This window comes from Telluria sp. PB2R4 (genome assembly GCF_059685695.1).
In genome coordinates this window covers 1-16,004 of sequence record NZ_JCASIC010000020.1, presented here as the reverse complement: position 1 = coordinate 16,004, position 16,004 = coordinate 1, and the positions used below count along the sequence as shown (strand labels likewise).

At 66.6% G+C, this 16,004-nt stretch carries 21 protein-coding genes; 1 reads left to right on the top strand and 20 read right to left on the bottom strand.

Going from position 1 to position 16,004, the window contains the following annotated elements:
• Nucleotides 1–91: 91 nt before the first annotated feature.
• Genes AC56LU_RS23170 through flgB form a run of 12 tightly spaced genes read right to left on the bottom strand, consistent with a single transcriptional unit; the run spans nucleotide 92 to nucleotide 9,871 of the window.
• A complete protein-coding gene (locus AC56LU_RS23170; RefSeq protein WP_497177956.1) occupies nucleotides 92–1,111 on the bottom strand; it encodes a hypothetical protein in 1,020 nt (339 codons plus the stop codon).
• Nucleotides 1,112–1,125: 14 nt separating this feature from the next.
• Nucleotides 1,126–2,037: a flagellar hook-associated protein FlgL gene (gene flgL, locus AC56LU_RS23165; RefSeq protein ID WP_497177955.1), complete on the bottom strand. Its 912-nt coding sequence runs from the start codon at nucleotides 2,035–2,037 to the stop codon at nucleotides 1,126–1,128.
• 10 nt (nucleotides 2,038–2,047) lie between these two features.
• Nucleotides 2,048–3,421, bottom strand: coding sequence for a flagellar hook-associated protein FlgK (gene flgK, locus AC56LU_RS23160; RefSeq protein ID WP_497177954.1), 1,374 nt, complete (start codon nucleotides 3,419–3,421; stop codon nucleotides 2,048–2,050).
• Between the two features lie 60 nt (nucleotides 3,422–3,481).
• Nucleotides 3,482–3,829: a rod-binding protein gene (locus AC56LU_RS23155; protein ID WP_497177953.1), complete on the bottom strand. Its 348-nt coding sequence runs from the start codon at nucleotides 3,827–3,829 to the stop codon at nucleotides 3,482–3,484.
• Nucleotides 3,829–4,959, bottom strand: a complete 1,131-nt coding sequence (locus AC56LU_RS23150; RefSeq protein WP_497177952.1) for a flagellar basal body P-ring protein FlgI — start codon at nucleotides 4,957–4,959, stop codon at nucleotides 3,829–3,831. Before AC56LU_RS23150 ends, AC56LU_RS23155 begins: the two co-directional genes overlap by 1 nt.
• 7 nt (nucleotides 4,960–4,966) lie before the next feature.
• On the bottom strand, nucleotides 4,967–5,629 hold the full coding sequence (gene flgH / locus AC56LU_RS23145; protein ID WP_497177951.1) for a flagellar basal body L-ring protein FlgH: 663 nt from the start codon (nucleotides 5,627–5,629) through the stop codon (nucleotides 4,967–4,969).
• Nucleotides 5,629–6,414 (bottom strand): flagellar basal-body rod protein FlgG, encoded by a 786-nt coding sequence (flgG, locus tag AC56LU_RS23140; RefSeq protein WP_497177950.1) that lies wholly within the window; start codon nucleotides 6,412–6,414, stop codon nucleotides 5,629–5,631. Before flgG ends, flgH begins: the two co-directional genes overlap by 1 nt.
• 31 nt (nucleotides 6,415–6,445) lie before the next feature.
• A complete protein-coding gene (locus AC56LU_RS23135) occupies nucleotides 6,446–7,174 on the bottom strand; it encodes a flagellar basal body rod protein FlgF (protein ID WP_497177949.1) in 729 nt (242 codons plus the stop codon).
• Nucleotides 7,175–7,182: 8 nt separating this feature from the next.
• Nucleotides 7,183–8,379: a flagellar hook protein FlgE gene (locus AC56LU_RS23130; protein ID WP_497177948.1), complete on the bottom strand. Its 1,197-nt coding sequence runs from the start codon at nucleotides 8,377–8,379 to the stop codon at nucleotides 7,183–7,185.
• Between the two features lie 11 nt (nucleotides 8,380–8,390).
• Complete coding sequence (locus AC56LU_RS23125) at nucleotides 8,391–9,077, bottom strand: flagellar hook capping FlgD N-terminal domain-containing protein (RefSeq protein ID WP_497177947.1); 687 nt, start codon at nucleotides 9,075–9,077, stop codon at nucleotides 8,391–8,393.
• Nucleotides 9,078–9,079: 2 nt separating this feature from the next.
• Nucleotides 9,080–9,484: a flagellar basal body rod protein FlgC gene (flgC, locus tag AC56LU_RS23120; RefSeq protein ID WP_497177946.1), complete on the bottom strand. Its 405-nt coding sequence runs from the start codon at nucleotides 9,482–9,484 to the stop codon at nucleotides 9,080–9,082.
• 27 nt (nucleotides 9,485–9,511) lie between these two features.
• Complete coding sequence (gene flgB, locus AC56LU_RS23115) at nucleotides 9,512–9,871, bottom strand: flagellar basal body rod protein FlgB (RefSeq protein WP_497177945.1); 360 nt, start codon at nucleotides 9,869–9,871, stop codon at nucleotides 9,512–9,514.
• Between the two features lie 257 nt (nucleotides 9,872–10,128).
• Between flgB and flgA the strand changes: the two genes are divergently transcribed.
• Complete coding sequence (flgA, locus tag AC56LU_RS23110; RefSeq protein WP_497177944.1) at nucleotides 10,129–10,677, top strand: flagellar basal body P-ring formation chaperone FlgA; 549 nt, start codon at nucleotides 10,129–10,131, stop codon at nucleotides 10,675–10,677.
• 14 nt (nucleotides 10,678–10,691) lie between these two features.
• Here flgA and flgJ read toward each other — a convergent pair whose 3' ends face one another.
• The 8 genes from flgJ to AC56LU_RS23070 all read right to left on the bottom strand — a co-directional run.
• Nucleotides 10,692–11,456: a flagellar assembly peptidoglycan hydrolase FlgJ gene (gene flgJ / locus AC56LU_RS23105; RefSeq protein ID WP_497177943.1), complete on the bottom strand. Its 765-nt coding sequence runs from the start codon at nucleotides 11,454–11,456 to the stop codon at nucleotides 10,692–10,694.
• A complete protein-coding gene (gene flgN, locus AC56LU_RS23100) occupies nucleotides 11,443–11,883 on the bottom strand; it encodes a flagellar export chaperone FlgN (protein WP_497177942.1) in 441 nt (146 codons plus the stop codon). The genes flgJ and flgN overlap by 14 nt, the downstream gene beginning before the upstream one ends.
• Nucleotides 11,880–12,158 carry a flagellar biosynthesis anti-sigma factor FlgM gene (gene flgM, locus AC56LU_RS23095; protein WP_497177941.1) on the bottom strand — a complete coding sequence of 93 codons (279 nt, stop codon included), beginning with the start codon at nucleotides 12,156–12,158 and terminating at the stop codon, nucleotides 11,880–11,882. Before flgM ends, flgN begins: the two co-directional genes overlap by 4 nt.
• A gap of 42 nt (nucleotides 12,159–12,200) precedes the next feature.
• The gene (locus tag AC56LU_RS23090; RefSeq protein WP_497177940.1) at nucleotides 12,201–13,142 is read right to left on the bottom strand and encodes a flagellar motor protein MotB; all 942 of its coding nucleotides are present in this window, start codon (nucleotides 13,140–13,142) and stop codon (nucleotides 12,201–12,203) included.
• 11 nt (nucleotides 13,143–13,153) lie between these two features.
• Nucleotides 13,154–14,065 carry a flagellar motor stator protein MotA gene (motA, locus tag AC56LU_RS23085; RefSeq protein ID WP_497177939.1) on the bottom strand — a complete coding sequence of 304 codons (912 nt, stop codon included), beginning with the start codon at nucleotides 14,063–14,065 and terminating at the stop codon, nucleotides 13,154–13,156.
• Between the two features lie 37 nt (nucleotides 14,066–14,102).
• Complete coding sequence (locus AC56LU_RS23080; RefSeq protein WP_497177938.1) at nucleotides 14,103–14,843, bottom strand: FliA/WhiG family RNA polymerase sigma factor; 741 nt, start codon at nucleotides 14,841–14,843, stop codon at nucleotides 14,103–14,105.
• A gap of 28 nt (nucleotides 14,844–14,871) precedes the next feature.
• Nucleotides 14,872–15,339 (bottom strand): flagellar basal body-associated FliL family protein, encoded by a 468-nt coding sequence (locus tag AC56LU_RS23075; RefSeq protein WP_497177937.1) that lies wholly within the window; start codon nucleotides 15,337–15,339, stop codon nucleotides 14,872–14,874.
• Between the two features lie 17 nt (nucleotides 15,340–15,356).
• The coding region (locus AC56LU_RS23070) for a flagellar hook-length control protein FliK (protein ID WP_497177936.1) at nucleotides 15,357–16,004 on the bottom strand (648 nt) is incomplete at its 5' end.

The window sequence follows — 16,004 nt, the reverse complement described above, 5'->3', positions numbered from 1 at the left end:
TTCTGAAGCGACGGCTTCTAAACAACGCTAGGTCAACAAAAAAGCTCTCCGGCGCGTGGCGCGGGAGAGCTATTTTTATGGGCGAAACAGATCAGCGCAGGCCGAGCAGTGCCTGAACCCGGTCCCGGCTCACGCCGACGAGGGCCGAGGTGATCGCCAGCAGCGACTGGTAGTCGTGGCTGGCCGCCGTCGCCGCGAAATCGCCGGTGATGACGGCCAGTTCCGCGTCCGGCGTATCGGACACGGGCGTGCGCATCATGGCCGCACTCAGTGCCGCGCTGGCCGCGTCCTGCGAACGGCGGACCCGGGCCAGTGCCTGCACCACTTCGCGCAGGCTTTGGCGCAGGGCGTCGGGGTTGCCGACAGTCCATTGCTCTGGCGCGAGACCGGCTGGATCTTCCGCCACGTCCACGCGGCCGCGGCCCGAGATCGCGATCGCATCCTTGATGCCGACCCATTCCGATTCGGGCGCACCGAACACCAGCTGCCCCTTGTTATCCAGCGCGACGCGCACCTTCACGGGCGACAGGGTGCGGTCGAGGCGTGCGGCGATTTCTTCGGGCGTCATGCCCGGTTCGATGGTGGCGCTCAGCTGCGGGCCGCCATTGCTGCCGACCGAGAAGGCATAGGTCTGCTGGCCGCCGGATTGCAGCGCGGCGATGTCGAAACCGCGGATGCGGAAGCGGGTCGTGGCGGTCTGGCCGTCGCGAAAATCAAGCTGGGCATCGACGCCACCGCCGGCCTGCCGGCTGCGCGCGGCCAGGGTGCTGGCCAGCTGCTGCGAACGCGCTTCGATCTGGCGCGCCGGGTCGCTGCGGCCGGAAATCTTGGCGCTCAGGTCGGCCTTCAGGGCTTCGAGTTGCGAGGCGACGCGTTCCAGGTAGTCGAGCGCCTGCTGGGCGCGTGCGACGTCGCCCTGCAGGCGGGTATCCCACTTGATGCCGCGCTGGAGCGGGCTTGATGCGGGCGCAGCTCGGGTGACCACGCGGCTGTCGGGGTCCGCCGGCTTGATTGCGGTGGCGCGGGTAGTCGAGGCGGTCGAGGAGGCGCCGGCGATCGATGCGCCGGTGGGATTGGCTGCGGGATTGGTGGGGCGAAGGGCTGCGTCCATAGCAAATTACCGAGTTACAACACCGAGAACAGGGACATCGTGCCGATGCGGCTATAGGCCTTGTACGTGGCTTGCAGGGCGGTCGAGTAGCCGTTGAGCGCGGTGGCCGCCTCGCCGACGTCGAGCGTGCCGATATCGGTGATCGCCATCTTGTTCGACAGGCTGACGTTGGCGTGGTTGGCGTCCAGGGTCTTCATGATGTTCTGGGCCCCGCCCAGGGTGGCCACCTTGCTGGCCACCAGGTTCAGCGCTTCGTCGAAACCGCCCAGGGCATCGGCCAGCACCGACCGCACCGCCGGGTCGTTGGCCGAGGCGCCGGGCGACTTCAGGGTGGCAATGGCCTGGTCGAGATGATTCAGCAGTTTTTCGATGCCTTGCAGGTTCTGGTTGCCCGGCTGGGTGATGCCGGTGCCGACCACCACGTTCTGCGCATTCGTATTACCGACGTAAGTGTAGCGCGAACCGAGCGCGGCGGTGGCATCGTAGGCGATCGGCGCGGTCTTGGTCAGGGTGCCCGAGAAGTTGTAGTTGCCTTCCTGGTCGATCGAGTTGGAGCTGTACAACAGGCTGTCGCGCAGCGCTTCGAGCGGGGAGACCATGGCCTTCAGGTCGTCCGGCGCGTTGCTGCCGTCGGCCGCCCAGACCAGCACGTCGCGTCCCTGGATCATCTCGTCCGACATATTGCTCAGCGTGCCTTCGGTCTTGGTCAGGCGGATCTTGATCGAGGCGATGTTGTTGCGGTATTGCTGCACGGTCGCTTCCTCGCGCGCCAGGCGCGCCAGGCGCACGCTGTCGACCGGGTCGTCCGAGGGCACCAGGATGCGCTTGTTGGCCGCCAGCTGCTGGGTCAGGTGGGTAATGCGCTCCTGGTTGGTCTGGAGCGACTGGTTCATCGTCGATTGGTACTGGGTGGTCGCGATACGCATGGTGATTCCTTTAGCCCATCATCGCCAGGGTGGCGTCGAACAACTGGTTGGCGATGGCAATCACTTTCATGTTCGCCTGGTACATGTTCTGGTACTCGACGAGATTGACCGCTTCCTCGTCCTGGTTCACGCCGCTGGTCGACTGCCAGTCGTCCACCGACTGGGTGCGCACGGTCTGGGTGGTCTTCAGCGCAGCCTTGTTGAGCTGGCTGTCGACGCCGAGCTTGCCGACCAGCTGGGCGTCGGCGTCGCTCAGCAGCACGCTGCCGATGGTGGTGACCGTGATCGGCTCGCTCTTGATGGACAGCAGCTTTTGCAGGTTGCCGGTGTCGCCCGGGGTGCCGTCGGCGGAGAAGGCGAGGTCGGCGGCCACGAAGCCGCCGGCCACCTTCAGCATGTCGGCATTGCTGCCCGGGGTGTAGACGAACAGCGGTGTGCCCGGGGAGCCGTCGGGCTTGCGGCCGACGCCGAGCTGGGCATTGACCTTGGTGGCGATCTGGTTGGCGATGTCGGCGATGCCGGTCTGCAGCGGCACCAGTTTTTCGGTTTCGTACTTGCTCAGGCCGCCCAGCTGGCCGCCCAGCTTGCCGGCGTCGAGCACATACGAGGTGCCGGCGAAGCTCAGCGTGAATTCCTGCGGCGAGGTCGCGGTCGGGGCCGCCTTCAGGCTGCCGTGCATGCTGCCCAGCACCAGCGCCTGGCCGGTCTTGAGCGAGACGTCGCGGGTGCCGTCGGCATTGTCCGAGACCTCCAGCGCCATCTTGCTGGACAGCTCGTCGATCGCTTGGTCGCGGGCGTCGATCATGGCCGAGGCGCTCAGGCCGCCGGCCTGGGCTTCGCTGATCTTCTGGTTGAGCTTGGCGATGGTGGCGATCTGGGCGTTGGCCGAATCGACGATCGCGCCGCGCTGGTTGCGCACCGACTGCAGCTGGGCGTTGAACACGTTGTTCAAGCCGTTGAAGCGCTCCGCCATCAGGCCGGCGGAGGTCAGGACCTGCTGGCGCAGCGGGGTCGAGCCCGGGTCGCCGGCAACCGCGTTGAGCGCGCCGAAGAACTGGTCGAGGCCGGCCGACAGGCTGGCGGTCTCGTCGCCCATGACGTTCTCGAGCTGGCTCAGGTAGGGCTGGGTCTGCGAATGCGCGCCCAGCTCCGCGGCGGCGCGCCACATGGCCTGGCTCTTGTAGTTGTCCGAGAAGCGCAACAGGGCGCTCACCTGCACCCCGTTGCCGCTCGAGCGCGGGCTGGCGTCCGGACCCAGGGCGGTGAGCAGGGCGGCCTGGCGGGTGTAGCCCTTGGTCTGCAGGTTGGCGATGTTCTGGCTGCTGGCGCTCAGCGCCACCTGGGCGGCGAGTGCGCCCGACAGTGCGTTATTGATGATGGCCATGGTGCGGATTCTTCCTCGAACGGGGTACACCTGATACAGGCGACCGTTTATTGCCGTTTATTAAGCTTTTTCTTCAGGCTTGCGGACCGGGGCACTGGCGGGGACCAGCTGGCGCAGGATGGCGTCGGCGATGCCGAAGGCGCGGTTGTTGGCCATGTTCCCGGCCAGCAGGTCGTCGGCCATGTCCTGCATGTCCTGGTTGACCTTGTTGTTGAACACGCTGTCCTCGGTGGCCATGGCGCGGGTCGAGGAGCGCATTTCCTTGAGCATGTGCGAGACGAAAAAGCGTTCGAATTCGACGGCGGCCTTGGTGGCCTTGGCAACGTAAGCAGGGTCCGGCTGGGCGGCAGCCACGGGTGGCTGCGCGTCCGGCGCCAGGGGAATCGGCTGGTTCTGGTCGATCTTCATCAGATCACCACCAGTTCGCCTTCGATCGCGCCGGCCTGGTCGAGCGCCTGCAGGATCGCCATGATGTCGTCGGGCGAGGCACCCAGGCTGTTGACCACGTCGATGATGGTCTGCAGCTTGGCGCCGGCGGGCCAGCGGAACATCTGGCCCGAGCCCTGGTCCACCGACAGCTTCGATTCCGGCGTCACCGCGGTCTGGCCGCGCCCGAACGGCGCCGGCTGCGACACGCGCGCGCTTTCCGAGATGATCACCTTGAGCGAGCCGTGGGTGACCGCCGCCGCTTTCACGCGCAGGCCGTCGGCGATGACCACGGTGCCGGTGCGCGAATTGAACACGACCTTCGGCACTTCGATGCCGGATTCGATCGACAGGTTGTTCAGCTTGGCCATGAAGGCCACGCGCTCGGTCGGATTGCTCGGTGCGACCACTTCGACGCTGGTGCCGTCGGCGGTGGTGGCGATCTTGCCGTACCTGGCATTGATCGCATTGACCACGTTGGTGGCGGTCTCGAAATGCGGCTGGCGCAGGCGCAGCATGACTTGCGGGCGGGTCGAGAAGTCGGAGGCGATCTCGCGCTCGATCATGGCGCCGTTCGGGATACGGCCGGTGGTCGGGGTGTTGACCGTCACCGACGAGCCGCTTTTGCCCGTGGCGTTCAGTCCGCCGACCACCAGGTTGCCCTGGGCCAGCGCATAGATTTCGTTGTCGGCGGCGCGCAGCTGGGTCAGCAGCAGGGTGCCGCCGCGCAGGCTTTTCGCATCGCCCAGCGAGGACACGGTGATGTCGATCGCCTGGCCGCGGCGGTAGCCCGGCGGGAACACCGCCGAGACCATGACGGCGGCGACGTTCTTGTTTCTGGCGTCCTCGCCATCCGGCAGGCGCACGCCGAACTGCTTGAGCATGTTGACGACCGACTGGCTGGCGTACTTGACCTGGGTCGAGTCGCCGCTGCCGTTCAGGCCCACCACCAGGCCGTAACCGACCAGGGGGTTTTCACGCACGCCCTCGACACTGACCAGGTTGCGCAGCGCCTGCGCCGCGCTAGCCGACAGGGGCAGGGCGCCGGCGCCGAGCATGGCGGCGCACAACATGATTCGAATCGAGCGCGATGCCTTTGAAATATGAATCATGTTGTCCTCAGAACGGCATCCACGGGCTGGTGAAGAAACGGGTCAGCCAGCCCGGGTTGTTGGCGTCGGCCAGCGCGCCCCTGCCCGAATAGGCGATGCGGGCATTGGCCACGCGCAGCGACGACACCTGGTTGTCGTTGTCGATGTCCTGGGCCCGGATGAAACCCTTCAGGCGCACGAATTCCTCGCCCTGGTTCAGGGTCAGGTTCTTCTCGCCCGCCACGCGCAGCAGGCCGTTCGGCAGCACTTCCTGCACGATCACGGTCAGCGCGCCCGACAGGGCGTTCTGCTGGGTGCTGGTGGCGTCGCCCTCGAAGTTGCGGTCGGCCGAGATCCCGATCTCGGTCTTGGGGTAGACCTTGCCGAGCGCCGTGATCGGGTCGACCGCGACCGACGAGCCTTTTGAAAAACTGGTGCCGGCGCGTTTGCTGGCCTGGGTGGTTTCCTGGAGAATCACGGTGACCGCGTCGCCCACGCGGTAGGCACGGCTGTCCGAGGTCAGCGACACGGCTTCACCCGTGAAGACGCCGCCCGAGACGCCGCGCGACGCCGCGCGTGCCATTGGCACGACATCGTCGTCGTTCACAACCTGGCGCGGCGGCGCGGAAGCGCAGCCGCCCAGAAGGGAGGTAAACAGCGTGGCGCACAGCGCCGCGGTAACAAATTTCATCAGCGTGCAGCCTGTGCCAGGTATTGCAGCATATTGTCGGCAGCCGACAGCACCTTGGTGTTCATCTCGTAGGTACGCTGGGCGGCGATCATGTCGACCATCTCTTCGACCACCTGCACGTTCGAGCCCTCCAGCGCGCCCTGTTTCAGCTTGCCGAACGCGCCGTCACCCGGACGGCCTTCGTTGGCGTTGCCCGAGGCGGCGGTTTCCTGGAACAGGTTCTCGCCCAGCGCCAGCATGCCGGCCGGGTTCACGAAACTGGTGAGCGTGAGCTGGCCCAGTTCCTGTGGCGTGGTGGAGCCGGCGACGGTGGCCGAGACCATGCCGTTTTCGCCGATGGTGATGGCAGTGGCGTTCTGCGGCACCGTGATCTGCGGCACCAGCGCCAGGCCCTGGGCATTGGTCAGGGTGCCGTTGGCATCGACCTGCAGCTGGCCGGCGCGGGTATAGGCCGGTTCGCCGTTCGGGCGGCGCACCTGCAGGAAGCCGGCGCCGTTGATGGCGACGTCGAGCGGCTGGCTGGTGGTCTGCATGTTGCCGTTGGTGAATACCTTCTGGGTACCGACGATGCGCGTGCCGTTGCCGAGCTGGACGCCGTTGGATACGGTGTTGTCCGCGCTCTGGGCGCCCGGCTGGGCATCGACCTGGTAGAACAGGTCTTCGAACACGACGCGGTCGCGCTTGAAGCCGACGGTGTTGACGTTGGCCAGGTTGTTGGCGATCGCCTGCAGCTTGGCATCCTGTGCCTGCACGCCGGTCTTGCTGATCCACATTGCTGGATTCATGATTGCTCCTTAAATATGGTGAGTGGCGTGCTTAAGCGCCGATGAGGCGGTTGCCGGTTTCATTCATGCTGTCGCTGGCCTTGAACAGCTTCATCTGCATCTCGAAGCTGCGGTTCAGGCTCATCACGGCGACCATTTCTTCCACCGCCGACACGTTGCTGCCCTCGAGGGCGCGGCCGCGCACGCTGACGTTCGGGTCCGCCTCGAGCGGATCACCCGTACGCGACACGATCAGGCCGGCTTCGTTCTTGGTCAGTTCCGCGCCTTCGGCGTTCACCAGGCGCAGCTTGTCGATCGCCTGCATGGTGGTCGCGCCTTCGGTCAGCACCGAGATGGTGCCATCCAGGCCGATCTCGACCGCCTGGTGCGGCGGCAGGGTGATCGGGCCGCCTTCGCCCATCAAGGGATGGCCATTCACCGACAGCGCGCCATCGGCGCTGATGTCGATGGCGCCGGCACGGGTGTAGGCTTCGCCGTCGCCGTACTGCACCGCCAGGTAGCCGTTGCCGTTGATGGCGACGTCGAGCGGACGACCGGTCTCGCGCACCGCGCCGGCGCGGGTCGAGATGGTGTCGGCCTCGGTCTTGGCCAGGTGGGCGCTGTCGTAGCCATAGCCCTTCTGCAGGGACTGGGTCGCGGCCACTTCGAGGTTGGCGCGGAAGCCCGCGGTATCGATGTTGGCCAGGTTGTTGGCGTGCACCTGCTGGGCACGCATGGTGCGCTCGGCGCCGCTGACGGCGGTGAAGATCAGTTTATCCATGGCTCAGCTTAGAGGGCCTGCATCAGGGCCTGCATCATCTGGTTCTCGGCGGTGATCACCTTGGAGTTGGCCTGGTAGTTGCGCTGCGAGGTCATCAGGCCGACCAGTTCCGAGGTGATGTCCACGTTCGAGCCTTCCAGCGTGCCCTTGTTCAGCTTGCCGGCCAGGCCGATGCCCGGGGTGCTGTACAGCGGCGCGCCCGAGGTGGTGTTGGCCGACCAGCTGGTGTCGCTGGTCTGGACCAGGCTGCCTTCGTCCGGGAAGGTGGCGATCGCCAGGGTGCCCACTACCTGCTGCTGTTCGTTGCTGTACTTGGCCACGACCGAGCCGTCTTCGGCCAGTTCCACGCCCACGAAGCTGCCCGAGGCGTAGCCGTCGCTGCGGTTGGTGGTGGTGGTGGCTTCGCCGGCGAACTGGGTGGTGCCGGTGTAGTCGACGGTGAAGGCCAGGGCGGCAGCGCCCGGGGCCGGCACGGTCATGGGCGCACTCTTCGAGGAGGCCAGCGGCAGGTTGCCGTTGGTATCGAAGGTCAGGCGGGTCGTGGCCGCGATCGGCGCGGCGCCGTCGAAGGCGTAGTGCACGTCCACGGTATTTACCGGGGCCGGGGCCGCGGCCTTGACGAAGTACTGCGACACGGTGTGCTGGTTGCCGAGCGAATCGAACAGCACCGATTGCTTGACCATGTTATAGGTCGCCGCATTGGCAGGGTCAAAGGCGGCGGCCGGCGCTTTCCAGTCCGACGACAGGTTGCCCACGTATGCGACGCCGGTGCTGGCCTTGGCCGCGATCTGGCCGGTCGGGATCTTGATGTCGCCCATCGTACCGAGCACGCCGCCCACGGTCGGGCCGTAACCCTGCACGTTGCGGCCGGAGGCGTCGACCAGGTTGCCGTCCTTGTTGGCGTTGAAGATGCCGACGCGGGTGTACTGCATCACGCCCTGGGCGTCGCGGCTGGTGAAGAAGCCGCGGCCCTGGATCGCGGCGTCGAGGCCGCGGCCGGTGGTGACCAGGCTGCCGTTCTGGCCGATGTTCTGGGTCAGCGAGCCGACTTCGACGCCGTTGGCCTGTTCGCCGGCATACACCGACGCGAAGTTGGCGCGGCTGCTCTTGAAGCCGTAGGTGCCGGCGTTGGCGATGTTGTTCGATACGGTGACCAACTCTTCGTTGATGGCCTTGATGCCCGACAGTGCGATATTGAAGCTCATGAGAATTCCTTTCAGTTGTCCGTGGCGGCCAGGGTCTGTGCCTTGCCGTTGAAGCCGTTGATCATGCTTGGGTCGACCTCACCGATGCCCGCAACCTGCAGCACGATGCCGCCGGCGGCCGACATGCGCACGCTGTCGAGACGGCCGGAGACTTCGACGGCCGGTTTGGTGCCGTCGGATGCTTCGGCACTGATGCTGTAGTTGCCCGGGGCCAGGCCAAGCGCCACCGGATCGATCGTGAACGGCAGCGCGCCGGCGCCGTGGGAGGGCAGGCTGACGCGGGTCTGCCTGCCGTCGATGCCGGTCAGGACCAGGTTGGTCACGCTGCTGGCGCCGCTGAGCTGCACACTGCCCGAGACCTTGTCCTCGGCAAGGCGCACGCGGCTGGTCTCGACCGCGACTTCGCTGCCGACCTGGGCGCCCATCGCCAGCACCTGCAGGCTTTGCAGCACGCTGGCGCTGGCGCTGGTGGTCTGGGCCAGCCCCTGCAGCGCTTCGGTCTGCGACAGCTGCGACAGCTGGTTGACGAACTGGCTCGGGTCCGACGGCGCGAGCGGGTCCTGGTTGCGGATCTGGGCGACCAGCAGCTTGGTGAACATGTCCTTGTTCTCGCTGGTGGTGACGCCGGTCGCGATCTTGTCGCTCGCAGGCGTCGTGGACGCCGGGAAGCCGAAAGAGTTGTTGGTGGTGGTGACCATGTTCAGCCTTCGCCCATCTTGAGCAGGGAAGCCTGCATGTTCTTGATGCGCCCCATGACCTCGACGTTGGTCTCGAAGGCGCGCGAGGCGGCCATCATGTCCGCCATCTCGGCCACTTCGTTGACGTTGGCGTAATAGACCATGCCATCGGCGTCGGCCACCGGATTATCCGGCTCGTACATCTTGCGCAGCGGCTCGCTCGACTGGACCACGTCCAGCACTTGCACGCGTGCGCCGCCGTCCTCGCCCATCACGGAGGCGAACACCGGCTTGCGCGCGCGGTAGCCTTCGGTGTCGGATCCGGCCACGGCGTTGGCATTGGCCAGGTTGCTGGCGATCGTGTTCAGGCGAACGGTCTGGGCCGCCATGGCCGAACCGGCGATATTCGAGATGTCCTTGAAACCCATGCTATTCGTCCTTGTTATTGACCCGCATTACTGGCCATTGATGGCTTTGGCCAGGCCGCGCAGCTTCATGTTGATGAAGGTTAGGCTGGTCTGGAAGTCGGATGCGTTCTGCGAGAACGCGGCCTGCTCGACGCCGATCTCGACGGTGTTGCCGTCGGCGCTCGGGTGGAAGGGCACGCGGTACAGCGGGCCGTCGCTCGAGAGGCTCGCTTCGCCTGCTTCGGCATCGATCTGCTCCTGCAGGGCCGAGGCGAAGTCGATGTCGCGCGCGGTATAACCGGGCGTGCTCTCGTTGGCGATATTGGCGGCAAGCACGCGGGTACGTTCGGCGCGCACTTGCAGCGCGTCGGCGTGCACGCCGAGAGCTTCCTTGAAATTAATCGTCATATCGATCCTCTGTCGGTGGTCTGCAGTTTGTTTCGGCGGAGTTTCTGTAGAATGGCAATTCGTTTGTTTCGATCGCCACCCTCTATTTAACAATGATTGCTTTCCGTACGGCAACCATCGGCATTGTAACCTGTCTTTTATGCGCCACAGTCGACGCTGCGCAAGCTATTTCCTTAGCGATAGAACAAGCTGCCCGTGGACAAATTGATAAACAACTGCTAAGCAGCGGCTTATCCGAACCACAAGTCGAGCTGACGGTGGTCAGCGCGCGTGCGGCCCCGCCGTGCAGCGCCCCGGTCGAAATCGAGGCCCTCGACACCCGCCAGTTCGCGCGCATGCGTTTCGTCGCCCGCTGCCCTGTTCCGAAGGGCTGGCGCCATGATTTCGTGGTGCGCGCCCGCGTCAGCGCGGTGGTGGCGGTCACCGCCATGCCCTTGAAGGCGGGCGAAGCGCTGCTGGACGAGCACATCACGCTCGAGCGGCGCGACGTTACCCTCATCAATGACGCCATCGGCGCCCCCGAACTGGCGCTGGGCCAGACCAGCCGCCGCAGCCTGCGCAGCGGCGAGGTGCTGCGCTCCGGCCAGCTGAACGCACCCATCCTGGTCAAGCGCGGCGACCAGGTGCTGATGGTGGCGCGCCACGAGGGCATCGAGGTGAGCATGGCGGGCGAGGCGCTGGATGCAGGCGCGCGCGGCACCGTGGTCCGCGTACGCAACGCCGGCAGCGGGCAGGTGGTGCGGATGCGCGTGGCGGGCGCGGGCACCGTCGAGCCGGTCGACATGGCGCCCGGTATCAGCCGCTGAATCGGTCGCTGAGCTCACTCCTTGGTACGCTGCAGTTTCGTGGCAATTTGCTCGAGCTTGGCCGCATAGGCCGGGTCGGTCGCATAGCCGCCCCGGACCAGGCCCTGGGCAAAGGCGCGCGCGTCGCCGCCGGCGCCGAGTGCATCCTTGTACCGCGGGTTATCGGTCAGCATTTGCGCATAGTCGCGGAAGGCGGCGCCGGCGTCCGGGTAGGAGCGGAAGCGCTCGCGCGTCTTGATCGCCGCGCCGCCCACGTATTCGGTGGTGCTGGACTCGCTCACCGCGCCATCCCACTTGCCGCCAGCCTTGATGCCGAACAGGTTGTGGCTCGACTCGCCACTGCCGTTGCGCAGCGGCCGTTGGCCCCAGCCCGATTCGAGGGCGGCGTGGGCCGATACCAGTTCCGGCGCCACGCCCAGCTGCCGCGCGGCCTGCTGCGCCCACGGAGCGATACTTTCCAAAAAGGCCTGCTGCTCCGGCGTGCCGGCGCCGTTCGCGCCGCTGATGCCGTCGACGCCGTCGACGTCCGCTTCGCCGCCCATCAAGCCGGCAGCGCGCGCACGCCAGATGGCGCCTTCGGCGCTCAAGCTGGCCGCGCCGGCGGCCTCGCCGCGATCGCCGTTCTGGATGTAGGCGGCCACTTCGCCCTGCAGCTCGCTGAACATGCTGCTGAAGCCGGCACCGGCGCCGCTGCCCGCGCCGATGTCGGCGGTAGGGCGGGTGCCGGCGGTCGGCGCGGTCGGCTGCATGGACGGCATCGAGAAATCAGCGTGGCGCATAGGTATCGTCCTCGCCGTGCAGCACGCGCTGCATCACGGTGTACTGTTCCGCCAGCAGGCCGCCATTGCGGCTGGTCGCCGCACGGCAGGCCTGTACGGTGCTTTCCAGGGTGGCCCAGGCGGCCGCCAGCGCGGCTTGCGCCGGTTGCGCCAGGCTGGCGATGAACCCGGCCATGGTCGCGTCGTCGCCCATCAGGGCGCGTACCAGGGACACGCGCTGCTGGCGCCGTGCTTCCATGGCATCCAACAGGGGCGTGAGCTGGTCGGCGAGCGCGGTCAGCTCGCTGCTGCGGTGGCGCAGCGCGGCCTCGAACTGGCGTTCCAGCAGGGCCAGCACTTCGGCGCTGTCGCGCACGTCGGCCTGCACGCCGTCGGCAAGCAGCAGGTTGGCCTGCTGGCGGCTAATACGTGGCAACTCCCGGCTCATCCGCGGCCTCCGCCGTGGAAGCGCTGGATCAGCCCGGCCAGGCGGCCCGCATCGAAAGGCAGCTCGCCCTTGGCCAGGGCGTCGCGCAGCTCGGCCACGCGGGCGGCGTCGAAGTCCGGCATCGCGCGCAGGGCCTGGGCGGCCGGCTGCAGCACCTCGGACTGCAAGGGCGCGGCCGTGCCGGAGGCAGCTTCGCTTGGCGCCTGCACCGCGACACGCTGGGTGCCGACGCTAACAGTGGAAGCGGTGGGGGTAGTCGCGCCGGTGATTTTCATACGGGTACCTCGGGTTTTCGATTGAATGCTCATACGCTGGCCCTATTTCGGCAACTGGCCGCGCAGCCGCTCCAGGGCGGCCGCGTCCGGCATCTCGATCGACGCCTCTTTCCCCAGCGGGGTCGTGACGCCGGGCTTGCCGAACATGTTTGCCACCAGGCGCGACTGCGTGCTGGTCAGGATCAGCAGTTCGATGCGGCGGTTCACGCCCGCCAGCGGCTGCCCTGCATCGATCGGTCCGCGGTCGGCCATGCCGACCACCTGCAGCACGCTGGCGCTGCGCATGCCGCCGCCCAGCAGCTCGGCGCGGGCGGACAGCGCGCGGTCGGTCGACAGCGCCCAGTTCGAATAGCCGCCCTTGTCGGGGCCGGCGAAGCGCGACGAGTCGGTGTGGCCGACGATCAGCATCTGGTTTTCCATCTGCGCGAACAGCGGCCCCATTTTTTGCAGCAGCTTCACGAAGCGGCCGGTGGGCAGGGCGCTGCCGCGCATGAACATGCCCTGCTTGTCGGTATCGTGCAGCATCACGCGCAGGCCGTACGGGGTAACAATGGCGTCGAGGTTGGCGGCCAGGCCGGCCTCGCGGCTCATTTCGCCCAGCGCCTTCGACAGTGCCGCCAGTTCGGCCGGCGATTCGTAGGCCACGCGCGGCTGGCTGGGGGCGCCCGGGTCGTTGCTGCCGCTTCGGCCGGAGGTCGGCAGCTGGAAGCGTTCGATCATGCTGCCGCTGGGTTCCGATGCGATCTCGGGCTTCTGGCCCATGCCCTCGAGCATACCGCTGTCGGTGATGTCGCGCACGATTTTCTTGAGGTTCTGTTGTTCGCGCGAAGCAATCAGCCACAAGACGAGGAAGAGCGCCATGAGCGCCAGGCAGAAGTCGGCGAAGGCCACCTTCCAGGCGCCACCGTGTTCGTCGTGCGCGTGCTTGCCGCCTCCGCGCTTGACGATGGTGGCTTCGTGGTGCTTGTCTTTTTGGCTCGACATGCTGGACACGATCAACCCGCCATGCGGTCGCTGCCGCGGCGCCGCTTGTTCTGCGATTCGTCTTCGCCGCCCATGGCATTGATCCACTGTTCCAGCTGGGCGAAGCTGGGCTTGGTGTTCAATTGAATCAGGCGGCGCCCGGCGTCGATCGCCAGCAGGGCCGGCTTGCCGGCCACGTGGGTGCACAGCACCACCTTCACGGTTTCCATGGTCGAGGCTTCGGAATTGACCGACTGCTTCATCAGGTTGGCCAGCGGTTCCAGCAGGCCGTAGCAGGCGAAAATGCCGATGAAGGTGCCGACCATCGCTGCGCCGATCTTCTCGGCGATCTCGCCCGAGTCCGCGCCGCCCGACACCGAGAACATCGCCATCACGATGCCGAGCACCGCCGCCAGGATGCCGAAGCCGGGCATCGCTTCGGCGATTTTCTGCAGCGACTTGGCCGGTTGCGTGAGTTCTTCGTGGATGGCTTCCAGTTCCTGCTCCAGCACGCCTTCCAGTTCGTGGGCGTTGATCTTGCCCATGGCCATCAGGCGGAAGTTGTCGACGATGAAAGCCAGCAGCTTCGGCTCGTCCAGGATGCGCGGATAGCGCTGGAACAGCGGGCTCTCCGCGGGGGCCTCGACGTGGGCGTCGAGCGCCTTCAGGCCGCCGGCGGCGGTCTGCAGCAGTTCGTACATCAAGAGCAGCAGCTGGCGCTGGAATTCCGAATCGTGCTTCTTGCGCGCCGCGACCTTCTTCAGCTGGTGGGCCATCTCGCCCAGCACGTGCTTCGGATTGCCCAGCACCAGCGCACCAAAGGCGGCGCCGCCGATGATCAGGAGTTCGATCGGGTGGAAGATCGAGGCGAAGGTGCCGCCCATCAGGGTGAAGCCCCCGAACACGGCGCCGAGCACGATCGCTAAACCGAGTAATTGCTGCATGGCTTGCTGCCTTTCTTGTTGCTTATCTATTAGTTGGTCAGGCGCGCTGCAGCGCGGCCTTCATCTTCGCCAGGGCGCTCTTGTTGAGCTGGCAGACGCGGGCGTCCGACAGGTCGAGCACGGCGGCGATTTCCTTGTAGCTCAGTTCGAACTCGTAGATCATCTGGATCACGCGCTGTTCCTTTTCGTTCAGGCTGCCCAGCACTTGCTCCAGGCTGCGCCGCATCAGGAAGGCTTCTTCCGGGCCTGGTGTGCTGTGCGCGTGCTCGGTGGCTTCCATCAGCACTTCGTCGAAGCCGAGCATCTCTTCGGCGCAGTCGTCCAGCACGTGCTGGCGGAATTCTTCCAGCGTGACGCCGAGCGCGGCTGCGGCCTCTTTCTCGCTCGGCTCGCGGCCAAGCTTGCGGGTGAGGTCGCGCAAGGCGTCGCGCACGCGGTGGCTGTCCTGGCGCACCGCGCGCGGGCGCCAGTCCTGGCGGCGCAGCTCATCCAGGATGGCGCCGCGCACCCGCAGGCTCGCATAGCTGCCGAAACCGGTGTCGGGCACGCCGTAGCGGCGCAGCGCTTCCAGCAGGCCCATCAGGCCGATCTGCTCCATGTCTTCGCGCGACACCGCACCCGACACCTGCGAATTCAGCTGGCGCACGATGCGCTTGACCAGTGGCGCATAGGCCAGCAGGTGGCGCTGCTCCTCGGCCGGCGTCATCCCGGCGTTGGCGGGCGCCTCGCCATACATGGCGGCGCCACTGGAATCGGTATAGTCAGCTAGATAGGCCACGGTGTCCCCGGCGCTCTCACTCGATGATTCACTCGATGATCAGCTTGCCGATCATGACTTCGGAAAACGGCTTCTCGTGGCTTTCCTTTTCATAATTGGCATTGAAGGTCTTGTTCAGCAGCCCGGCATACTGGTCCACGGTCATGGCGTTGGCCTCGGCCAGCGTGTGGGTGGACAGCGCGGACACCACGATGCTGCGCAGTAGCGGCAGGTGTTCCTTTGCTTCCTTCTCCTGCTCGGTGGTGGTGGCCAGCACCAGGTCGACCGACAGGTAGTGGGCCGCCGCCTCGTTCGGGGCGCGGCGCAGCATCACGATCACCTTGTCGAGGGTGACATACTTGGTCGGCTTCTTTTCCAGGGCTTTCTTCGGGGCTTCGGCCGCTGCCGAGCCGGCGGACTGGGCCGGCGCCAGGTACCACATCGCACCGCCGGCGGCGCCGGCGGCGAGGAGGGCAACGCCCAGGAAGGCGGCAATCAGTTTGGCTTTGCTGTTCATGGCTCAGTGTGCGGATCTTATGCGCGTCCGCTCAGGGAAAACGCGGTGGTTGAATGGTTGGCTTCGGCCAGGGCCGCACCCGGGGTGCGCTCGTCCTGGTCCTGGCCTTGCTGGCGCTCGCGGCCCTGTGCATCGGCGTTAGAGCCGGCGCCCGCCTGCGCGCTCGCCTGTGCACGCGGCGCCTGGCTCACGTTCACGGAGACATCCAGGTACTGGCGGCCCGCCAGGTCGTTGCGCAGGTTGTCGCTGACGGTGTTCAGCTGGCGCAGCACTTCGCTGTGGGTGGCGGTGATGTTCACTTCCAGGCTGCCGGCAGCGTGACGGATCGAGATCTCGACCCGGCCCAGCATCGGTGGATCGAGGCGGATCACGGCCTGCTCGGCGTTCTTGCCGAGCTGGAGGTTCAGGCGGTCGCCCAGCGCTTCCTGCAGGCTCTGGCGCCATGCGGTCGGCGGGCCGGACAGTGTCAACGTGCCGCTGTCGCGCGCCGCTGCGGGAGCCGAAGAAGCGGAAGGCGCGGCGATGCCGATGCCGGCCTCAGGGGCCTGCGCGGCGTTTCCGCCGGTGGCGCCCTGGGCGTCGGCGCCCGCACGCTCGCTAGCCGCGCCAGGGACGGCCTGCTGCGCGGCCGCGGCCGGCTGCGCCGACGGCAAGCTCGCGCTCGC